Here is a 19,616-nt window from a genome sequence, read left to right as displayed (position 1 = left end):
GTTATCCCCCTCAGTCCTCAACCGTGATGCCAATGGAACGGGCGGTGCCGGCGATGATCTTCGAGGCGGCCTCGATGTCATTCGCGTTCAGGTCGGGCTGCTTGGTCTGGGCGATCTCGCGCACCTGGTCCTTGGTGAGCTTGCCCACCTTGGTCGTGTGCGGCGTCTGCGAGCCCTTGGCGACGCCGGCGGCCTTCTTGATCAGCTCGGCTGCCGGGGGCGTCTTGAGGATGAACGTGAAGCTGCGGTCCTCGTAGACGGTGATCTCGACGGGGATGACGTTGCCGCGCTGGGCCTCGGTCGCCGCGTTGTACGCCTTGCAGAACTCCATGATGTTGACGCCGTGCTGACCGAGCGCGGGCCCGATCGGCGGCGCCGGGTTGGCGGCTCCGGCCTTGATCTGGAGCTTGATCAGGCCGGTCACCTTCTTCTTGGGTGCCATGTGTTTTCCTTTCGTCGAAACGGATGCCGCGGCATCCGCGTCTCCCGCGAACCCGGCCTTTCCGGGCAGCGGTACCGGCGCACTAGAGCTTCGTCACCTGATCGAAGCTCAGTTCCACCGGAGTCTCTCGTTCGAACAGCGAGACGAGGACCGTGAGCTTGCCGCTCTCGGGCTTGATCTCGCTGATCGTGCCGGGAAGGCCCGCGAACGAACCCTCCTTGATCGTGATCGTCTCGCCGACCTCGAAGTCGACCTCGGCCGGGATCGAGCGCGCCTGCGTCGGCGAGCCCTTCGCGGCACCCGACTTGGCGGCGGGCACGTCCTTCACCTCGACGAGGGACTTCAGCATGTTGAAGGCCTCCTCGAACCGCAGCGGCGTGGGGTTGTGCGCGTTGCCCACGAAGCCGGTGACACCCGGCGTGTGACGCACGACCGACCAGGTGTCCTCGTTGAGATCCATGCGCACGAGCACGTAACCCGGGATGCGCACGCGCGTGACCATCTTGCGCTGGCCGTTCTTGATCTCGACGACGTCCTCCATCGGGACCTCGATCTGGTAGATGTCGTCCTCGACCTCGAGCGTCGACTTGCGCTGCTCGATGTTGGCCTTCACCTTGCGCTCGAAGCCGGCGTAGGAGTGGATGACGTACCACTTGCCCGGCAGGACGCGCAGGTCGGCGCGGAACGCCTCGTACGGGTCGACCTCTTCGGGCTCCTCATCGGCGACGACGTCGCCCTCGGGCTCGGGGCCGTCGTAGGGCGCCACCTCGTCGGCGGCCTCCGCGTCGCGCTCGGCCGCCTCGTCGGCCAGATCGTCGGTGAGGACCTCGGCCGCGGCCTCGGCCTCGGCGGCCTCATCGATGTTCAGAGCGTCGTTCACGATCGCGTCGGCCTCCGGGTCGCTGACTTCCACGTCATCCTCGTCGGAGACGTTCTCGGGCTCGGCGTCCTCGTCGACCACGTGGAGGGCGACGTGCTCGGCCGGCTCGACCGAGCGCTCCTGGTCGGCGAGGATCGAGCCTTCCTGGGCTTCGTCGTCCTCGCTGGACTGCTCAGCGGCAGTCGCCCAGTCGGCGTCGTCGAGATGTCTGTCGGTCACAGGATCACTTCCGTCGTGCGGCGCCGTTCAACCGGCCCACCGCGCTGTCTCATCGGGCGCGTCGCACCCAGGTCTCAGGAGCCCACCAGCTGGCCGGGGGCGCCGAACACGACCGAGGCCATCCAGGAGAAGACGAAGTCGAGTCCGTAGACCACCGCCATCATGATCACGACGAACGCGAGCACGACCGCCGTGAACTTCAGCAGCTCCTGACGGGTGGGTGTGACGACCTTTCGCAGCTCGGCGAACACCTGGCGGATGAACAACGCGATGCGCGAGAAGATGTTCGGGCGCTTTCCGCCCGCCGACTTCCCGCCCGCCGCGACGATCTCGCCGTTCGGCTCGTCTTGGGCCACTGCACTCACCTGGATATACCTTTCGTGTGTCAGCTCGACGCTGACGCGCAGGGCGGACAGGAATCGAACCTGCAACCTGCGGTTTTGGAGACCGCTGCTCTGCCAATTGAGCTACCGCCCTAGAGGTCTTGCGACCTCGCGGACCCGCACTCGTCCGCCGTACGGAGTAGGGATCGACCCGAACGCCGGGCACGGCGAAAGAATGCAGTTTTCCACTGCACGCTCCAGTGTACGGCATGCCCCGTCGCGGTCGCGAACCGCTCTCAGTATTCGGCGATGCCGTAGCGGTCGGGCTCGGGCCCGAACGCGAAGGCGCGCCCGGTGAGGGTGTGGGGGGTGATCCGCACGTAGTTGTACTTCAGCGTCGGGACCCACGGGTGCAGCCCGAGGCCGCCGGCCGCCTCCACCTCGTCGGCGGTGTCGAGCCGCTTCGCCCACCCTCGCACGACGACGCTCCAGGCATCCGAGTCGGTATGGTCGTCGACTTCGAAGAGCACCTCGTCGTTGACGGTCAGCTCGAAGAGCTTGCTCCCCTCCGCCGTGCGGAAGTACAGCGCCCCGGCGTCCGCGACGTAGTTGACGGGGAAGATGTCGAGCACGTCGCCGACGTTCGTGACGAGCCTGCCCAGCTGCTGCGTGCGCAGCCGCTCCCAGCACTCCTTGTCGTTGAGCCGGGCGACGGCATCCTGCGTCTCGTCCATGGGCGGACCTCCTCTCCCTATGGTGGCGCGGATGCCGCGGCTCCGCTACGCCCGGCGCCGTGCAAAAACTACGGACCGACGCGCACGAGCTTCTTGTTGACGAACTCGTCGGCCGCGAGCAGACCCATCTCGCGCGACGTGCCGCTGCGCTTGACGCCGCCGAAGGGCAGCTCCGGCGAGTCGGCCAGGACGAGGTTGACGTAGACCATCCCCGCCTCGAGCCGGTCGGCCATGCGCTGGGCCTGCGCCTCGTCGGTCGTGAAGACGTACGATCCCAGCCCGAAGGGCGTGCCGTTGGCGACCTCGAGGGCCTCCTCCTCGCCCGAGACGCGGTAGACGACCCCGACGGGCCCGAAGAACTCCTCCCGGTAGGCATCCATCTCCGGGGTCACCCCCGTGAGCACCGTCGCCGGATAGAAGGCCCCGTCGCGGGTGCCGCCGGTCACGAGCTCCGCCCCCTGCGCGAGGGCCCTCTGCACCTGCTCGTCGAGGCGCTCCGCGGCGGCGAGGGACGACAGGGGGCCGAGGACGGTGTCCTCGGCGAACGGGTCGCCGAGCGTCGAGGCGGCCATCGCCGCGGCGAACTTCTCCACGAAGGCGTCGTAGAGCCCGTCGACGACGATGAAGCGCTTGGCCGCGTTGCACGACTGCCCGTTGTTGTCCAGGCGCGCATCGACGGCGGCGCGCACCGCCGCGTCCAGATCGTCGGTGGCGAGCAGGATGAACGGGTCCGACCCGCCGAGCTCGAGCGCGACCTTCTTCAGGTGGCGACCGGCCTGCTCCGCCACGGCCGAGCCCGCGCGCTCCGATCCGGTCACCGACACTCCCTGCACGCGAGGGTCGGCGATGATCGCCGCCGCCTGGTCGTTCGTGACGTAGAGGTTCACGTACACGCCCTCGGGGAATCCGGCATCCCGGTACATGGCCTCGATCGCCGCGGCCGACTCGGGGCACTGGGGGGCGTGCTTGAGCAGGATCGTGTTGCCGAGGGCGACGTTCGGTGCGGCGAAGCGGGCGACCTGGTAGTAGGGGAAGTTCCAGGGCATGATGCCCAGGAGCACGCCGAGCGGCGAGCGGCGGATGACCGCGCTCCCCTCCCCGAGGATGTCGATCGGCTGGTCGGCCGTGATCGCCTCGATGTTGTCGGCGTAGAACTCCGTGATGTCGGCGGCGAAGTCCACCTCGCCCTCCGCCGCCGCGAGGGGCTTGCCCATCTCCCGCACGATGATCGCGGCGAGGTCGTCGCGGCGCTCGCGGTGCAGCTCGGCCACCCGTCGCAGCAGGTCGGCGCGCTCGGCGGGGGCGCTCCCGCGCGCCCATCCGCGGTACGCCCCGTCGGCGGCCCCGACCGCCGCCTCGACCTGCGCATCGGTGAACGTCGGGTACGTGGACAGGGTCTCCCCCGTGGCCGGGTTGACGACGGCGTAGTCGGTCATGATCGCTCCGTTCCCGATCGCCGTCAGCCGACGGGGATCAGTGTGTACTTGGTCGAGAGGTACTCGTGGATGCCTTCGAGGCCGCCCTCGCGGCCGACCCCGGACTGCTTCACTCCCCCGAAGGGCGCCGCGGCGTTGGAGAGGACCCCGACGTTCAGGCCCATCATGCCCGTCTCCAGACGGTCGATCATCCGGTGGCCGCGGGCGAGATCCCGGGTGAAGACGTACGAGACGAGCCCGTATTCGGTGTCGTTGGCGAGCCGGACGGCCTCCTCCTCGGTCTCGAAGGTCGAGATCGCGAGCACCGGCCCGAAGATCTCCTCCCGCAGGATCGCACTCCCCGGCGCCACGTCCGACACGACCGTCGGGGCGAAGAACGTGCCCTCGCCCTCGATGGCCTCGCCGCCGGTGAGCACGCGTGCGCCCCGGTCGACGGCGTCGGCAACGAGGTCGGATGCCTTGACCACCGCCCTCTCGTCGATGAGCGGTCCGATCTGGACCCCGTCCTCGGTACCGCGGCCCACGCGCATCGCCGCGACGCGCTCCGTGACCCGCGCCGCGAACGCCTCGGCGATGTCCGCGTGCACGATGAAGCGGTTGGCGGCGGTGCAGGCCTGACCGATGTTGCGGAACTTCGCCGCCATCGCCCCGTCCACGGCCTCGTCGAGATCGGCGTCCTCGAAGACGACGAAGGGCGCGTTGCCTCCGAGCTCCATCGACACCCGCAGCACGCCCTCGGCCGCCTGCGCGATCAGCTTGCGCCCCACGGGGGTCGAGCCCGTGAACGACATCTTGCGCAGCCGCGGGTCGGCGATGATCGGAGCCGAGACGTCCCCCGACGCGGTCGTCGTGATGACGTTGACGACGCCGGCGGGAAGCCCCGCCTCCTGCAGGATCGACGCGAACAGCAGCGTCGTCAGCGGCGTCAGCTCCGCGGGCTTGATCACCACGGTGCATCCGGCCGCGAGCGCGGGAGCGATCTTGCGCGTCGCCATCGCGAGCGGGAAGTTCCACGGCGTGATGAAGAAGGAGGGGCCGACCGGCCGCTGCGAGACGACCATCCGGCCCGTCCCCTCCGGATTGAGTCCGTACCGGCCGTTGATCCGGACGGCCTCCTCGCTGAACCAGCGCAGGAACTCGCCCCCGTACGTCACCTCCCCCCGCGCCTCGGCGAGCGGCTTGCCCATCTCCAGCGTCATCAGCAGAGCCAGGTCGTCGGCCCGCTCCCGGACGAGGTCGAACGCGCGGCGGAGCAGGTCGCTGCGCGTGCGCGGCGCGGTCGCCGCCCACGCCTCCTGCGCCGCGACCGCCGCATCGAGCGCGCGGATCCCGTCCTCCGGACCGGCGTCGGCGATCGTCTTCACGACGGCGTTCGTCGAGGGATCGCGGACATCGAACGTGCGACCGCCCGCGGCATCCACCCATTCCCCTCCGATGAACAGGCCCGAGGGGACGGAGGCGAGCAGGTCGGCTTCGGCCTGGGAGGTGGAAATCATCGGATCGACTCCTTGCGTGCGCGTCGTGCGCTGATCGGTGCATCGAGGGACAGGGTCTCGCCCCGGAAGAAGGCGGGACTGCGGAAGCGCTGGATCACCATGATCACGAATCCGAGACCGATGATGGCGACACCGAGCACGAAGACGCTGCCGAGGCCGAACCACTCCGTGCCGCTGCCGTAGTCGGGGTCCATGCTCTCGACGAGGGTGATGCCGAACAGCGCGACGAGGATGATCCCGCCCACGAGCGGGAAGAGCAGCGTGAAGAAGACGCTGCGCGTCGAGTCGAACCACTGCTTGCGGAAGTACCAGACGCACGCGAACGCCGTGATGCCGTAGTAGAAGCAGATCATGAGGCCGAGCGTCGTGATCGTGTCCCACAGCACGTTCTCGTTGACGAACCGCATGACCGCGTAGAAGACCGACGCGATGACGGCCGAGACGATCGTGGCGTAGCCGGGCGTGAAGAAGCGCGGGCTGACCGCGGCGAACCTCTTCGGCAGCGCTCCGTAGTGTCCCATCGCCAGGAGCGTGCGGGCCGGGGAGACGAACGTCGACTGCAGCGACGAGACGGAGCTCGTGAGCACCGCGAGCGAGACGAGGAACGCGAGCGGGCCGAGGATCGGGCCGCTGAGGAAGAAGAACACGTTCGCCTGGATGTCCTCGTTGCCCAGGCCCAGCTCGCCCGCGCCGATCCCGGCGAAGGCGAGCAACGAGATGGAGATGAGCAGGTACAGCACGACGATCGTGATGACGGTGAGGGTGGCGGCGCGGCCCGGGGTCTTCTCCGGGTCCTTCGTCTCCTCGTTCATCGTGAGGGTGACATCCCACCCCCAGAAGATGAAGATCGACAGCGACAGACCCGCAACGACGGCGGTGAAGGAGCCGACGGCGAACGGGTCGAACCACGAGAGGTTCGGCGGCGATGCGTCGAACGCGTTGCCCTGCGCGACGTGCACGAAGGCGGCGATCGCGAAGATCACGAGCACCAGCACCTGGAAACCCACGAGGAAGTACTGCAACTTCTGCGTCGTCTGCATGTCGCGGTACGAGATCGTCGTCGCGCCCAGCATGAACAGCAGGCACACCACGACGTTGATGACCGGGTTGAAGGCGAGGTCGGCGATGGAGCCTCCCGCCTGCGCGATCTGGTCGATGAGCAGGAAGAAGAACTCGACGGCGATCCCCGCGAGGTTCGACAGCACGAGGATCGTCGCGGCGATCAGGCCCCACCCGGCCATCCACCCGACCCACGGCCCGAAGGCCCGCGATGCCCAGGTGAAGGAGGTGCCCGAGTCGGGCATCTGCCGGTTGAGCTCGCGATACCCGAACGCCACGAGCAGCATCGGGATGAAGCCGATGAGGATGATGGCGGGCACCTGGAAGCCCACCTCCGACACCGTCGGACCGAGGGCCGCGGTGAGGGTGTAGGCGGGGGCGATGCACGAGATGCCGATGACGACCGCGCCGATGAGTCCGACGGCGCCGGCGCTCAGCCCCTTCTTCGACAGCCCGCCGGTGATCGGGTCGCCCGTCAGGGGCGTCTTGTCGGTGGTGCTCATCGGTGTGCTCCTTCGGGGGTGCGGGTGCGCGGGACCACGATCATCGGGACGGGCAGCTCACGCAGCATTTTCGCCGCCGTCGAGCCGAGGAACAGGCGCCGGGGCTGGGCGAGGCGGCTCGAGCCGACCATCACGATCTCGCCGGGCTCCCAGTCGAGGTTCGCGACGGCCTCCTCGATGCTCTCGCCCGCGGCGACGGATGCCGTGGCATCCACCCCCTCGGGAAGCTCCGCCCGTGCCTGCTGCAGCACGCGGTCGGCGTGCGCCGTGCCCGCCAGCCGGATCACGCCGGTGTCGACGCCCGAGGGCATGTCGACCGCGACGAGGGAGACGAGGCGCAGGGGCGCCCCCGTGGCGGCGGCCAGCGCCACCGCCTCGTCGAGCAGCGCGTCGGCGCCGGGCTTCGTGCCCACCGCAGCCGTGATGCGGCTGACGGCGGCGTCGACCTCGGCGGCCCCCGCGGGCGCGAGCACGACCGGCACCGTCGAGGAGTGCAGGAGCTCGTTGGCGACCGCGCCGAGGCCGAACCGTCCGCCGCGGGTGCCGCGGGCGGCTCCCACCACGATGTAGTCGGCGTGCAGGTCGGTCGCGGCATCCACGAGACCCTGCGCGAACGACTCGGCGTAGCGCAGGTGCGTGCCGTGCTCGATGCCGGCAGAGATCCGCGCCGAGGCCTCGGCGAGCCACTGGGCGGCCTGTTCGCGCACGAAGGCGTCGTACCCCGCGTCGGGCGGCACGACCGCGCCCCGTCCCTCCTCGGGCAGCACCATGACCAGCTCGACCCGCCCTTCCGCCGCGCGGGCGAGGCGGAAGGCGAGCCGCGCGGCGTCGTGGCCGGCGTCGGTGGCCGTGTAGCCGACGACGAATACGGGTGCGCTCATGCGCGGGCCTCCTCGATGATGTGGGCGGCCGCCTCGCGGCCCATGCGGATCGCACCGTCGACGTGCTGGTAGCCCGCGCCGGCCAGATCGCTGCACGCGAAGTGGATGGGGCCGACGGGCGTGCGCAGGTCCGCGCCGTAACGGGAGAGGCCGCCGAGGTCGAAGCTCGCGGCGTAGGCGCCCCGCGTCCACTCCTCCGCCCCCCAATCGCTCTCGTAGTACACGACGGGGTCCTTCGCCTCGGGGCCGTAGTAGTGCGAGAGCGACTCCAGGATGCGCTCGCGGCGCTCCTCGGCGCTCAGACGGAAGAGATCGTCGGCGGTCTGGTCCGAGACGAAGCCGACGAGCGTTCCCCGGGAATCCCCGTGGTTGGTGTTGTCGTACGCCTCGTGCGCGAGCTCGTAGGGGCTGAACGCCGTGCCCGAGAGCCCCTTCTCGCGCCAGAACGGCGTCTCGTAGACAGCGTGCACCTTGATGACGAAGCCCATCGACAGGTGCTGGTGCATCTGGTGCTGCAGGCGCGGCAGCGGGGGCTCGAAGGAGATCCGCGCGTAGAGGGTGGGCGCGAGGGCCAGGATCGCGAAGCGCGCGCGGACGGTCATCCCGTCGGCGATGGCGGTGACCCCGGCATCCGTCGTCTGCAGCGTGCGCACGGGCTGACCGGTGAAGACGTCGGCGCCGAGCCGCTCGGCCAGCAGGAGCGGCACCTGCTGCAGGCCGCCGACGACCCGCTTGTCGAGGATGAAGTCGGCGTCGACGAGGTGCGAGTACGAGCCGGCGGAGGCCGCCATGAGCAGGGACTGCAGCAGGGAGAACGTGTGCGTGGGCTTGGTCAGCATCGCCGAGCCGGTCGCGAAGGCGAGGTTGCGGACGGCCTCGTCGTCGTCGGTCTGGGCGCGCAGCCACGCGTCCCACGAGATCCGGTCCCATTCCGCCGCCTTCTCGTGCGCCCAGGGGCGGTCGGGGTCGATCTCGGCCACCATCGCATCGAGTCGCTCGGTGATCTCGGCGATCACGCGCTCGGTCGCGGGCGCGACGGGGAACATCTCCCCGCGGAAGCGGCGCGCGACGCCGTCGGGTCCGATGTACACGCTGTCGCCCTCGCGGAACCGGCTGTAGGTCTCCAGTCCCAGCTCGGCGATCGTGTCGATGAGGGCGTCCTGATCCGGCGAGACCCACTGGCCGCCGATCTCCAGGAGCGCGCCGTCGATCTCGTCGGTCCACAGCCGTCCGCCGATGCGGTCGCGCGCCTCGAGCACGGCGACGGAGAGGCCGGCCTTGCGCAGGTCGTTCGCGGCCGTCAGGCCCGCCGCGCCCGCCCCGATGACGACGACGTCACGGGTGATCTCGTTCATGCGTTCGCGCTCCCTTGTCTCAAGCGGCGGCGAGGGCGGACTCGAGCACGTCGAGCCCCTCGTTCAGCAGGGCGTCGGAGATGGTGAGGGGAGGAAGGAAGCGGATGACGTTGCCGTCCGTGCCGCACGTCAGGACGATGACCCCTTCCGCGATGCATGCGCGTGCGACCCGGGCCGTGAGGGCGCCGTCGGGCTCGCCGGTCGCCGGATCCACGAACTCCGCCGCGATCATGGCGCCGTGCCCGCGCACATCGCCGACGCGGGGGTCGCGCTCCTGGAGCGCGGTCAGCCTCGAGGTCAGCAGCGCGCCGATCTCGGCGGCGCGCTCGAGCAGGCCGTCCTCCTCGTAGGTCTCGATCGCGGCGAGCGCCGCCACGCACGCGAGCGGGTTGCCCCCGTATGTGCCGCCCAGGCCGCCGGTGTGGGCGGCATCCATGATCTCGGCGCGGCCCGTGACGGCCGACAGCGGAAGGCCGTCGGCGATGCCCTTCGCCGTGACGACGAGGTCGGGGACGATGCCGAAGTGCTCGCTCGCGAACCACCGGCCGGTCCGGGCGAAGCCCGTCTGCACCTCGTCGGCGATGAAGACGACCCCGTTGTCGCGGCACCAGTCCACGAGCGCATTCAGGAAGCCGTCGGCGGGCACGATGAACCCGCCCTCCCCCTGGATCGGCTCGATGATGACCGCCGCCACGTTCTCGGCGCCCACCTGCTTCTCGATCTGCGTGATCGCGCGGGCCGCGGCGGCGGGCCCGGTGAGCCGGTCGTGGAACGGGTAGGAAAGCGGCGCGCGGTAGACCTCCCCCGCGAACGGGCCGAAGCCGTGCTTGTAGGGCATGTTCTTGGCCGTGAGCGCCATCGTGAGGTTGGTGCGCCCGTGGTAGGCGTGGTCGAAGGCGACGACGGCCTGGCGCCCCGTGTGCTTGCGGGCGATCTTCACGGCGTTCTCGACCGCTTCCGCGCCGGAGTTGAACAGGGCGGAGCGCTTCTCATGGTCTCCCGGCGTGAGCCTGTTGAGGGCTTCCGCCACGGCGACGTACGACTCGTAGGGCGACACCATGAAACAGGTGTGGGTGAACCGCGCGACCTGTTCGGTCACCGCCGCCACGACGCGCGGGTTGGCGTTCCCGGCCGTCGTGACCGCGATGCCCGACCCCAAGTCGATGAGCGAATTGCCGTCGGCGTCGACGACCACCCCGCCGCCCGCAGCGACGGCCGCGATCGGCACCGTGTGCCCGACGCCCGCGGCGACGGCGGCGGCCTTGCGATCCAGGACGGCCCGCGATCGAGGGCCGGGAAGGCCGGTGACGAGCCGGCGCTCCTGAGGCAGAGAGGGGCCCCCGACAGGGGCCGTGACGGGGGCGTCGGTGATGCTCATGAGCGCGAGCGTAGGGCGACCGACCGCGCGCGGCATCCGCCATCCTGTATGAATATCGCGCCACACCTGTACAGGGTGTACACCTGAAACATGGCCACGGATGCTCCCACCCCGACACTTCGCGCGCTGCTGTCGCGTGCGGAGTTGACGCTGCGCCTCGCCATCCCGGCGAGCGCGCTGGCGCCCGACTCGCTCGATCGCCCCATCCGCTGGGTGCACAGCTCCGACCTGGCCGACCCCACTCCCTTCCTCTCCGAGGGCCTCGCCCTCCTCACGACGGGCACGCAGTTCGCCGACTTCGAGGAGGACAACGGATACGCCGCCTATGTGACGCGCCTCACCGCGCGCGGCGTCGTCGCGCTGGGATTCGGCACCGAGGTCGTGCGCGCGGGCATCCCCGAACGGCTCGCCGCCGCGTGCGAGAGTGCGGGACTCCCCCTGTTCGAGGTGCCCTACCGCACGCCGTTCATCGCGATCGCGCGGGCGAACGCCGAGGCCATCGCCGCGCAGGCGTACGCGCGACGCAGCTGGTCGCTGTCCGCCCAGCACGCCATCGCCCTCGCCGCCTTCCGCAGCGACGGGCTCGGGGCGACGCTCGCCGAGCTGTCGCACCAGATCGGCGCATGGGTCGGGCTCTTCGACGCCGCCGGGCAGCTGCGCCGATCGCACGGCGACAGCGACGACGCCGCGCCCCCCGACGTGGCGGAAGAGGCACGGCGTGTGCTCCGGCGCGGCGCGCGCGCGTCATCCACCCTGCGCGTCGGCGAGCGCGGCTTCACCCTGCAGACCCTGGGGCGCAGCGGCGAGCTGCGGGGCGTCGTCGCGGTGGAGGGCGACCTCGATCAGGAGGCCCGCGGCGTCGTCACCGCGGTGATCGCCATGGCGGACCTGGCCCTCGAACAGGGCCGAGACCTGTCCCGTGCACGGGCGCAGCTGCGCTCGAGCCTCATGCATCTGCTCATCGCGGGGCACGTCCCGGGCGCGCGGCGGGTGGCGCGCGGGCTCTGGGGCGGCCTTCCCCCGGCCCCGGTCGTCGTCGCACTCACGGACACGACCCCCGTGCGTCGCGATGCCCTGCGCGAAACCCTCGAGGGGGCGGGCGCAGACGGGGGGCCCAGCCTGCTCTTCGGGAGGATCGAGGACGGCCTGGTCATCACGTGCGGCGCCGCCGACACCGCCGCGCAGCAGGCGATCGCGGATGCCGCGGCCGAGCACGAGCTGAGCGTCGGGCTGTCCGATCCGGTGCCGTGGGAGCGCTTCGCGGCGGGCCTCGGACAGGCGCGCATCGCCCGGGCGCGGGTGAGCGGCACCGGCGTCGCGCGGTTCGGCGACGCCGTCAGCGGCGGCATCCTCTCGCTCGTCGATCGGACCGCGGCCCGCGAGGTCGCACGCGCGCGGCTCGCCCCGGTGCTGCATCATGACGAGGCTGCCGGCACCGACCTCGTGGGTACGCTGCGCGCGTGGCTCGAGAACGACGGGAGCGGCCAGGCGAGCGCGGCGGCCCTCGGCATCCATCGTCACACCCTCCGCGCCCACGTCGCGCTCGCGTCGCGCCTGCTCGGCGTCGACCTCGCCTCGTTCACCGCGCGCGCCGAGCTCTGGAACGACCTGCGCGCGCTCGAGTGACGGCGACCGCCCCACCGCCGCCCGCCCGGGGCGGCCCTCAGGCCGGCGCGTGCGACCGCAGGAACTCGTACACCTCGGTGGTGTCCACGCCGGGGAACGCGCCGGTGGGCAGCGTGGCCAGCAGGGTGCGGGGCGTGCGGACGTTGGGCCAGGCCTGATCGCGCCACTCCGCCTCGAGCTCGGCGGGCGCCCGCCGGCAGCACACCTCGACCGAGTGCTTCGAGACCCCGCGGTTGTTCGTGTCGCGCCCGAGGAACCACTTGGTGTCATCGAAGCGCACGCCGACGCTCACGGAGTGCGCGCCCTCGCTGGAGTGCTCGACGCGGGCCGTGCACCAGTAGGTGCCGTTGCCGGTGTCGGTGTACTGGTAGTACGGGTTGAACCGGTCGTCGACGTCGAACACGACGCGGCTCGTCCACCGGCGGCAGCACATCTGCCCCTCGATCGATCCCAGCCGGTCGGTCGGGAAGTTCACGTCGTCGTTCTCGTAGGCCTTCGTGATCGTGCCCGACTCGTGCACCTTCAGGAAGTGCACGGGGATGCCCAGGTGCACGCTCGCGAGATTCGTGAACCGGTGGGCGGCCGTCTCGTACGACACGGAGTAGGCGTCGCGGAGGTCCTCGATCGAGATGGCCTTGGCGGCCTTGGCCTCGGCCAGGAACGGCACGGCGTGCGCCTCGGGGATCAGCAGGGCGCCCGTGAGGTAGTTCGTCTCCACCCGCTGTCGCAGGAACTCGGCGTAGCTGCGCGGCTCGGAGTGGCCGAGGATCCTGCTCGAGAGCGCCTGGAGCACCGCCGTGCGCGGGTCGGCCTTCGCCGCGATCCTGCTCGACAGGTACAGGCGCCCGTGGCGGAGGTCGGCGACGCTTCTGGTCGTCTGCGGGAGATCCGGGACGTAGTGCAGCGTGAATCCCAGGTGCGCGGCGATGTCGGACGCCGTGCGCTGCGTCAACGGGCCGCCGGGGTGGCCCACCGCCTCGAGGATCCGCCCCGCCTGCTCCTCGAGCTCGGCGAAGTAGTTGTCCTGCCTGCGCATCAGGTGCCGCAGATCGACGTTCGCGCGCCGGGCCTCCTCCGGTGTCGCGGCCCGCTCGTCGCGGAGGCGATCGATCTCCCCCTGCAGGGCGAGCATCGCCCGCAGCATGTCGTCGGGGACCGCCTTGCCGATCCGGAACGACGGGATGCCGAGGGCCTGGAACGTCTGCCCCTTCATCGCGCGCTCGAGGGCGATCTCGAGCGACGCGCGCTCATCGAGGGGCTCCGCCTCCAGCAGCGCGTCGATGCTGACCCCGAGCGCCTTCGCGATCGCCCGCAGCAGCGTGAGCTTCGGCTCACGCTTGCCGGTCTCGATCATGGACAGCTGGCTCGGGGCCCGCTCGACGGCGCCGGCGAGCGACTCCAGGGTCATCCCGCGCGCAGTGCGCAGCTGCCGGATGCGGCGACCGATCGTGAGCGCGTCGGCCTCGGCATCCTCGTCTTCGGTGACTTCTGCGATCGCCATGGCGGGGATTCTGTCACGGACGAAGAAGAATGCGCAAACTTCTCCCCTCGAATCTTCATTCTCGCCCCGCGACTTCACAGATAGTGGCTTCACGACCACCTGCGCGGAGCCTCACCGCCCCCGCATCCAACGAAGGAGAGCTCGAATGTCGATCCAGGCCACCCCCGGAAACCCGCCGCTGCGCGCCGGAGACCAGACCCAGACCGCCGCCGAGCTGCAGCAGGAGTGGGACACCGACCCGCGGTGGGACGGGGTCTCGCGCACCTACTCGGCCGACGACGTCATCCGCATCCGCGGCACCGTCCGCGAGGATGCGACCCTGGCCCGCCGGGGAGCCGAGAGCCTCTGGAACCTGCTCCACACGGAGGACTACATCCGCGCACTCGGGGCATACACGGGCGGGCAGGCCGTGCAGCAGGTCAGGGCCGGGCTGAAGGCCATCTACCTGAGCGGATGGCAGGTCGCCGCCGACGGCAACCTGGCCGGCCAGACCTACCCCGACCAGTCGCTGTACCCCGCCAACTCGGTGCCCGCGGTCGTGCGCCGCATCAACAACGCCCTGCTGCGGCAGGACCAGCTCGAGCACGCCGAGGGTTCGGTCACGCAGGACTGGATGGCGCCCATCGTCGCGGATGCCGAGGCCGGCTTCGGCGGACCGCTCAACGCCTTCGAGCTGGCGCAGTCGCTCATCGCCTCCGGAGCCGCCGGCATCCACTGGGAGGACCAGCTCGCGAGCGAGAAGAAGTGCGGTCACCTGGGCGGCAAGGTGCTCGTGCCGACGCAGCAGCACATCCGCACCCTCAACGCCGCGCGCCTGGCCGCCGACGTCGCGGGAGTGCCCACCGTCATCATCGCCCGCACCGATGCGCTCGCGGCCGACCTCCTCACGAGCGACGTCGACCCGCGCGACCGGGAGTTCACCACCGGCGAGCGCACGAGCGAGGGCTTCTACCGCGTGCGCCCCGGGCTGGATGCCGTGATCAGCCGCGGTCTGGCGTTCGCGCCCTATGCCGACCTGATCTGGGTCGAGACGGGAGAGCCCGACATCGAGCTCGCCCGCGCCTTCGCCGCGGCGATCCACGCGGAGTACCCCGGGAAGCTGCTGGCCTACAACTGCTCGCCGAGCTTCAACTGGAAGCGGCACCTCGACGACGCGCAGATCGCGACGTTCCAGCAGGAGCTGGCCGACCTCGGCTACAAGTTCCAGTTCATCACCCTCGCCGGCTTCCACGCGTTGAACTACTCCATGTTCGACCTGGCCCAGGGCTACGCCGAGCGCGCCATGAGCGCCTATGTCGAGCTGCAGGAGGCCGAGTTCGCCGCCGAGGCGCGCGGATACACCGCGACCAGGCATCAGCGGGAGGCCGGGACCGGCTACTTCGACGTCGTCTCCACCGCGCTCAACCCCGACAGCGCGACCCTCGCCCTCGTGGGATCCACCGAGGCCCAGCAGTTCCACTGATCCGACTCATCGAGGACGTCTGCACGACGCCGCGGCGCCTCGCCGCTCCCGCGGGTCGCCATCCGCACCACGGCCCGTGCAGACGTCCTCCCACTCGACAGGAAACGACCATGACCCTCATCGCCCCTCCCCCGACCGCACCGACGACCCCGACCACTGGGGCACCCGCCGGGTTCGAGATCCTCGGGACCATGCACGAGCGCTTCGACGAGATCCTCACCCCGGATGCCGTCGCCTTCGTCGCGGCGCTGCACGCCCGCTTCGGCGGTCGGCGCCACGACCGGCTCGCGGCCCGCATGCGGCGCCGGTTCGAGATCGGCAACGGCCGCGACCCGGGCTTCCGCGACGACACCGCCCACATCCGCGAGGACACGCAGTGGCGGGTCGCCGGCGCCGGCCCCGGGCTCGAGGACCGCCGGGTCGAGATCACCGGGCCGACCGACCCGAAGATGACGATCAACGCCCTGAACTCGGGTGCGAAGGTGTGGCTGGCCGATCAGGAGGATGCCACGAGCCCCACCTGGCGGAACGTCGTCGGGGGCCAGCTCGCCCTGCGCGACGCGATCCGCGGGCAGCTCGCCTTCACGAGCCCCGAGGGCAAGCGCTACGAGGTCACGGCCGAGCGCACACCGACCATCGTGATGCGCCCCCGCGGGTGGCACCTGAGCGAGGCCCACATGGAGTACACCGACCGCGCCGGTCGCCGGATGACGGCATCCGGTTCGCTCGTGGACTTCGGGCTGTACTTCTTCCACAACGCCCGCGCGCTCGTGGATGCCGGGCGCGGACCGTACTTCTACCTGGCGAAGCTGGAATCGTCCGAGGAGGCGGGGCTGTGGGACGACGTGTTCACCTTCAGCGAGGACTACGTCGGCCTGCCCCACGGCACGGTGCGGGCCACGGTGCTGATCGAGACGCTGCCCGCCGCGTTCGAGATGGAGGAGATCCTGTTCGAGCTGCGCGACCACTGCGCGGGGCTGAACGCCGGCCGCTGGGACTACATCTTCTCGATCATCAAGAACTACCGGGGTCGCGGCGCCCGGTTCGTGATGCCGGACCGCAGCGAGGTGACGATGACCGTGCCCTTCATGAGGGCGTACACCGAGCTGCTGGTGAAGACATGCCACGCCCGCGGCGCGCACGCGATCGGCGGCATGAGCGCGTTCATCCCGAACCGTCGCGACCCGGAGGTGACGGCGCGGGCGTTCGAGAAGGTCGCCGCGGACAAGAAGCGCGAGGCGGGCGACGGGTTCGACGGCACCTGGGTCGCGCACCCCGACCTCATCCCCACCGCGATGGCGGAGTTCGACGCGGTGCTGGGCGACCGCCCGAACCAGCTCGACCGCCGGCGCGAGGACGTCGCCGTGACGGCATCCGATCTCCTGGACGTGCACATCGGCCTGCCCATCACCGAGGCCGGCGTGCGGGGCAACGTGTCGGTGGCGATCCGCTACCTCGAGGCGTGGCTGCGGGGTCAGGGCGCCGTCGCGATCGACGACCTCATGGAGGATGCCGCGACGGCCGAGATCTCCCGCTCGCAGATCTGGCAGTGGATCCACCAGGACCGCGAGCTCGCCGACGGCACGCGCATCACCCGCGAGTACGTCGAGGGGCTCATCGACGACGTGCTGGATGCCGCGCCGCGCGCCGAGGGCGATCGGTTCGACGACGCCGCCGACATCTTCCGGGAGGTGGCCCTCCGCGAGGAGTTCCCCGCCTTCCTGACGCTGACGGCCTACGCGCGGCACCTCGTCGAGCTCTGACCGGGCACCGAGACACCGCTTCTGCGGCGAGCCACCACGCGACGCGTGGGGTTTCGCCGCAGAAGCGGTGTTTCGTGCGGCGCGCCGGGCGCAGCCCGCGCTCCCGGGCCGGCGCGAGCGCGCGGTGTACCACCGCCGCGGCATACGCGGCCGACTACGCTTCATTGCGTGACCGAACGCGCTCCTCTCTCCCGCAAGCTGTCCGCGATCGCCGAATCGGCGACCCTCAAGGTCGACGCCAAGGCGAAGGCCCTGCAGGCGGCGGGGCGCCCGGTCATCTCCTACGCGGCGGGCGAACCCGACTTCGCGACGCCGCAGTTCATCGTGGATGCCGCGGCCGAGGCCCTGCACGACCCGGCCAACTACCGCTACACCCCCGCAGCGGGGCTCCCCGTGCTGCGCGAGGCGATCGCCGCCAAGACCCTCCGCGACTCCGGTCTCGAGGTCGACCCCTCGCAGATCGTCGTGACCAACGGCGGCAAGCAGGCCGTCTACCAGGCGTTCCAGACCGTCGTGAACCCCGGCGACGAGGTCCTGCTGCCCGCCCCCTACTGGACGACCTATCCCGAGGCGATCGCCCTCGCCGACGGCGTGCCGGTCGAGGTGTTCGCCGGCGCCGACCAGGAGTACAAGGTCACGGTCGACCAGCTCGAGGCGGCCCGCACCGACCGCACGACCGTGCTCGTCTTCGTCTCTCCCTCCAACCCCACCGGCGCGGTCTACACGCCCGAGGAGACGAAGGCGATCGGCGAATGGGCGCTGGCGCACGGCATCTGGGTGATCACTGACGAGATCTACCAGAACCTCGTCTACGAGGGCGCCCGTGCCGTGTCGATCGTGGAGGCGGTTCCCGAGGTCGCCGGCCAGACCCTTCTCGTCAACGGCGTCGCGAAGACCTATGCGATGACCGGCTGGCGGGTGGGCTGGATGACGGGACCCAAGGACGCGATGAAGCTGGCCGGGAACCTGCAGTCCCACCTCTCGAGCAACGTCAACAACATCGCCCAGCGCGCGGCGCTCGCCGCACTGACCGGCCCGCAGGACGAGCCGGAGGCGTTCCGCACCGCCTTCGACCGGCGCCGCTCGCTCATCGTCGCCGAGCTGTCGAAGATCGACGGGATCACGGTGCCCACACCGCTCGGCGCCTTCTACGTCTACCCCGACGTCTCGGGCCTGCTCGGTCGCGAGTGGGCGGGCACGACGCCGACGACATCGCTCGAGCTCGCCGACCTCATCCTGGAGCAGGCCGAGGTCGCCGTCGTGCCCGGCGAGGCGTTCGGCCCGAGCGGCTACCTGCGCCTGTCCTACGCGCTCGGCGACGAGGCACTTCTCGAAGGCATCCAGCGCCTGCAGCGACTGTTCGCCTGAGCGCGCCGGGCGCGGCGCACCCCGTGCGCCCGGCGCTACGGCGTGGGCGCGGCTAGAGCTCGACGCCCACCAGCACGGGCTCGGGCTGCAGGATGAGCCCGAACTCGGAGGCGACCCGGCCCTGGATGAACCGGGCCAGCTCCGCGAGCTCGGCGGCGCTCGCGCCACCGCGATTGGTCAGGGCCAGTGCGTGCTTGCTCGAGAGCGCCGCCCTCGAGCGAGGCAGCCTGAAGCCGCGGCGGAGCCCGGCGTGCTCGATCAGCCAGGCCGCGCTGATCTTGACGTCGGGCGAGGACCCGACCGGAGCCGGGACGACGCCGTGGTACGCGGAGAGCGGGATGACCGTGACGGGGTCGATGTCGGGCGCGACGGGCCAACGGGGGCACTCGGGCGGAAGGGTGCGGGCGAACGATTCGGACACGATGGCGTTCTGGAAGAACGAGCCCGCGCTGTGGGTGTCCGGGTCGGCGTCATCGAGCACCATCCCCTTCGCGGCGCGCGTCGCGAGCACGTGATCGCGCACCCAGGCGAGCGAGACGGTCGCCGCGGCATCCAGCCCCAGCGCGCGGCGCAGCTGCTCGCCCGCCACCGGGAACTCGCCGTGCCCGACGTCGGCGAGATCCAGAGTCACCGAGAGGATGACGGCGGAGCGCGCGGCGACCGAGCCGTAATGCGCCTTCAGCACCGACGTGCGGAACCCGAGACCCAGCTCGGCCGCGGGCACGACCGACACCTCTCCCGTCGACTCGTCGATGAGCTCGACCTCGACGAGCGTCTGCACCAGCTCCTGGCCGTAGGCGCCGATGTTCTGCACGGGGGCCGCCCCCACCGTTCCGGGGATGCCCGACATCGCCTCGATCCCCGCGAGCCCCTCGGCGACCGTGTAGGCGACGAGCGCGTCCCAGTCGTGCCCGGCCTCGACGCGCACGAGGGCGCGCCCCGGCCGGGGCGCGGGCAGGCGCTGGATGCCGCTCGTGCGCACGAGCACGACGGTGCCGTCGTATTCGTCGTCGCCCACGAAGAGGTTCGACCCGCCACCCACGACCAGCCAGGGCTCGCGGCGGTCCCACGTCTCGCGCAGGGCGTCGATCAGCTCGTCCCGGGTGCGCGCCTCGAGCATCTGCTCGGGTGTCCCGCCCGTCCGCAGGGTGGTCAGCCGCGCAAGCGGCAGGGGTTCGATCGCGGGCATG

16 protein-coding genes and 1 tRNA gene are annotated in these 19,616 nt (G+C 70.8%); 4 read left to right on the top strand and 13 right to left on the bottom strand.

All coding sequences use genetic code 11. The features are described from left to right. Positions 1-10: 10 nt before the first annotated feature. The 11 genes from rplK to gabT all read right to left on the bottom strand — a co-directional run bounded on the left by rplK (position 11) and on the right by gabT (position 10,706). Positions 11-442, bottom strand: coding sequence for a 50S ribosomal protein L11 (gene rplK / locus ACIGCK_RS02720; RefSeq protein WP_396663586.1), 432 nt, complete (start codon positions 440-442; stop codon positions 11-13). Between the two features lie 82 nt (positions 443-524). Continuing rightward, on the bottom strand, positions 525-1,541 hold the full coding sequence (nusG, locus tag ACIGCK_RS02715) for a transcription termination/antitermination protein NusG (RefSeq protein WP_396663584.1): 1,017 nt from the start codon (positions 1,539-1,541) through the stop codon (positions 525-527). 74 nt (positions 1,542-1,615) lie between these two features. Continuing rightward, a complete protein-coding gene (gene secE, locus ACIGCK_RS02710; protein WP_330171967.1) occupies positions 1,616-1,897 on the bottom strand; it encodes a preprotein translocase subunit SecE in 282 nt (93 codons plus the stop codon). 48 nt (positions 1,898-1,945) lie between these two features. Next, a tRNA-Trp gene (locus tag ACIGCK_RS02705) sits at positions 1,946-2,018 on the bottom strand. 142 nt (positions 2,019-2,160) lie between these two features. Beyond that, positions 2,161-2,598, bottom strand: a complete 438-nt coding sequence (locus tag ACIGCK_RS02700) for a pyridoxamine 5'-phosphate oxidase family protein (protein WP_396663582.1) — start codon at positions 2,596-2,598, stop codon at positions 2,161-2,163. Between the two features lie 68 nt (positions 2,599-2,666). Continuing rightward, complete coding sequence (locus ACIGCK_RS02695) at positions 2,667-4,034, bottom strand: NAD-dependent succinate-semialdehyde dehydrogenase (protein ID WP_396663580.1); 1,368 nt, start codon at positions 4,032-4,034, stop codon at positions 2,667-2,669. Positions 4,035-4,057: 23 nt separating this feature from the next. After that, a complete protein-coding gene (locus ACIGCK_RS02690; protein WP_396663578.1) occupies positions 4,058-5,530 on the bottom strand; it encodes an NAD-dependent succinate-semialdehyde dehydrogenase in 1,473 nt (490 codons plus the stop codon). Further along, a complete protein-coding gene (locus ACIGCK_RS02685) occupies positions 5,527-7,092 on the bottom strand; it encodes an APC family permease (protein ID WP_396663577.1) in 1,566 nt (521 codons plus the stop codon). The genes ACIGCK_RS02690 and ACIGCK_RS02685 overlap by 4 nt, the downstream gene beginning before the upstream one ends. Continuing rightward, positions 7,089-7,973 (bottom strand): universal stress protein, encoded by an 885-nt coding sequence (locus ACIGCK_RS02680; RefSeq protein ID WP_396663576.1) that lies wholly within the window; start codon positions 7,971-7,973, stop codon positions 7,089-7,091. Before ACIGCK_RS02680 ends, ACIGCK_RS02685 begins: the two co-directional genes overlap by 4 nt. Next, positions 7,970-9,328: a flavin monoamine oxidase family protein gene (locus tag ACIGCK_RS02675; protein ID WP_396663574.1), complete on the bottom strand. Its 1,359-nt coding sequence runs from the start codon at positions 9,326-9,328 to the stop codon at positions 7,970-7,972. Before ACIGCK_RS02675 ends, ACIGCK_RS02680 begins: the two co-directional genes overlap by 4 nt. A 19-nt stretch (positions 9,329-9,347) precedes the next feature. Next, entirely contained in the window at positions 9,348-10,706 is a 1,359-nt protein-coding gene (gene gabT, locus ACIGCK_RS02670; protein WP_396663573.1) for a 4-aminobutyrate--2-oxoglutarate transaminase, read from the bottom strand. 90 nt (positions 10,707-10,796) lie between these two features. On the opposite strand from gabT, the gene ACIGCK_RS02665 reads away from it, so the two are divergent. Beyond that, entirely contained in the window at positions 10,797-12,332 is a 1,536-nt protein-coding gene (locus tag ACIGCK_RS02665; protein WP_396663572.1) for a PucR family transcriptional regulator, read from the top strand. Between the two features lie 37 nt (positions 12,333-12,369). On the opposite strand, the gene ACIGCK_RS02660 is transcribed toward ACIGCK_RS02665, so the two are convergent. Next, positions 12,370-13,833, bottom strand: coding sequence for a helix-turn-helix domain-containing protein (locus ACIGCK_RS02660; protein WP_396663570.1), 1,464 nt, complete (start codon positions 13,831-13,833; stop codon positions 12,370-12,372). Between the two features lie 145 nt (positions 13,834-13,978). Between ACIGCK_RS02660 and aceA the strand changes: the two genes are divergently transcribed. The 3 genes from aceA (at position 13,979) to ACIGCK_RS02645 (ending at position 18,426) form a co-directional block, all read left to right on the top strand. Next, positions 13,979-15,295, top strand: coding sequence for an isocitrate lyase (aceA, locus tag ACIGCK_RS02655; protein ID WP_396663568.1), 1,317 nt, complete (start codon positions 13,979-13,981; stop codon positions 15,293-15,295). Between the two features lie 110 nt (positions 15,296-15,405). Further along, a complete protein-coding gene (aceB, locus tag ACIGCK_RS02650; protein WP_396663566.1) occupies positions 15,406-17,058 on the top strand; it encodes a malate synthase A in 1,653 nt (550 codons plus the stop codon). Between the two features lie 168 nt (positions 17,059-17,226). Further along, entirely contained in the window at positions 17,227-18,426 is a 1,200-nt protein-coding gene (locus ACIGCK_RS02645; protein WP_396663565.1) for a pyridoxal phosphate-dependent aminotransferase, read from the top strand. Between the two features lie 52 nt (positions 18,427-18,478). Here the strand turns inward: ACIGCK_RS02645 and ACIGCK_RS02640 are convergent, their stop codons facing one another. After that, entirely contained in the window at positions 18,479-19,615 is a 1,137-nt protein-coding gene (locus ACIGCK_RS02640) for a UDP-N-acetylmuramate dehydrogenase (RefSeq protein WP_396663564.1), read from the bottom strand. Between the last annotated feature and the right edge of the window lies 1 nt (position 19,616).

Origin of the sequence: Microbacterium sp. NPDC078428, from assembly GCF_044542535.1 — a bacterium.
Taxonomy (GTDB): domain Bacteria; phylum Actinomycetota; class Actinomycetes; order Actinomycetales; family Microbacteriaceae; genus Microbacterium; species Microbacterium limosum.
This window is presented reverse-complemented; position numbering and strand designations above follow the sequence as displayed.

Bases quoted from the DNA above. Each gene is read 5' to 3' on its own strand.
- rplK (WP_396663586.1), bottom strand. From the start codon at position 442: ATGGCACCCAAGAAGAAGGTGACCGGCCTGATCAAGCTCCAGATCAAG.
- ACIGCK_RS02700 (WP_396663582.1), bottom strand. From the start codon at position 2,598: ATGGACGAGACGCAGGATGCCGTCGCCCGGCTCAACGACAAGGAGTGC.
- ACIGCK_RS02695 (WP_396663580.1), bottom strand. From the start codon at position 4,034: ATGACCGACTACGCCGTCGTCAACCCGGCCACGGGGGAGACCCTGTCC.
- ACIGCK_RS02690 (WP_396663578.1), bottom strand. From the start codon at position 5,530: ATGATTTCCACCTCCCAGGCCGAAGCCGACCTGCTCGCCTCCGTCCCC.
- ACIGCK_RS02685 (WP_396663577.1), bottom strand. From the start codon at position 7,092: ATGAGCACCACCGACAAGACGCCCCTGACGGGCGACCCGATCACCGGC.
- ACIGCK_RS02680 (WP_396663576.1), bottom strand. From the start codon at position 7,973: ATGAGCGCACCCGTATTCGTCGTCGGCTACACGGCCACCGACGCCGGC.
- ACIGCK_RS02675 (WP_396663574.1), bottom strand. From the start codon at position 9,328: ATGAACGAGATCACCCGTGACGTCGTCGTCATCGGGGCGGGCGCGGCG.
- gabT (WP_396663573.1), bottom strand. From the start codon at position 10,706: ATGAGCATCACCGACGCCCCCGTCACGGCCCCTGTCGGGGGCCCCTCT.
- ACIGCK_RS02665 (WP_396663572.1), top strand. From the start codon at position 10,797: ATGGCCACGGATGCTCCCACCCCGACACTTCGCGCGCTGCTGTCGCGT.
- ACIGCK_RS02660 (WP_396663570.1), bottom strand. From the start codon at position 13,833: ATGGCGATCGCAGAAGTCACCGAAGACGAGGATGCCGAGGCCGACGCG.
- aceA (WP_396663568.1), top strand. From the start codon at position 13,979: ATGTCGATCCAGGCCACCCCCGGAAACCCGCCGCTGCGCGCCGGAGAC.
- aceB (WP_396663566.1), top strand. From the start codon at position 15,406: ATGACCCTCATCGCCCCTCCCCCGACCGCACCGACGACCCCGACCACT.
- ACIGCK_RS02640 (WP_396663564.1), bottom strand. From the start codon at position 19,615: ATGCCCGCGATCGAACCCCTGCCGCTTGCGCGGCTGACCACCCTGCGG.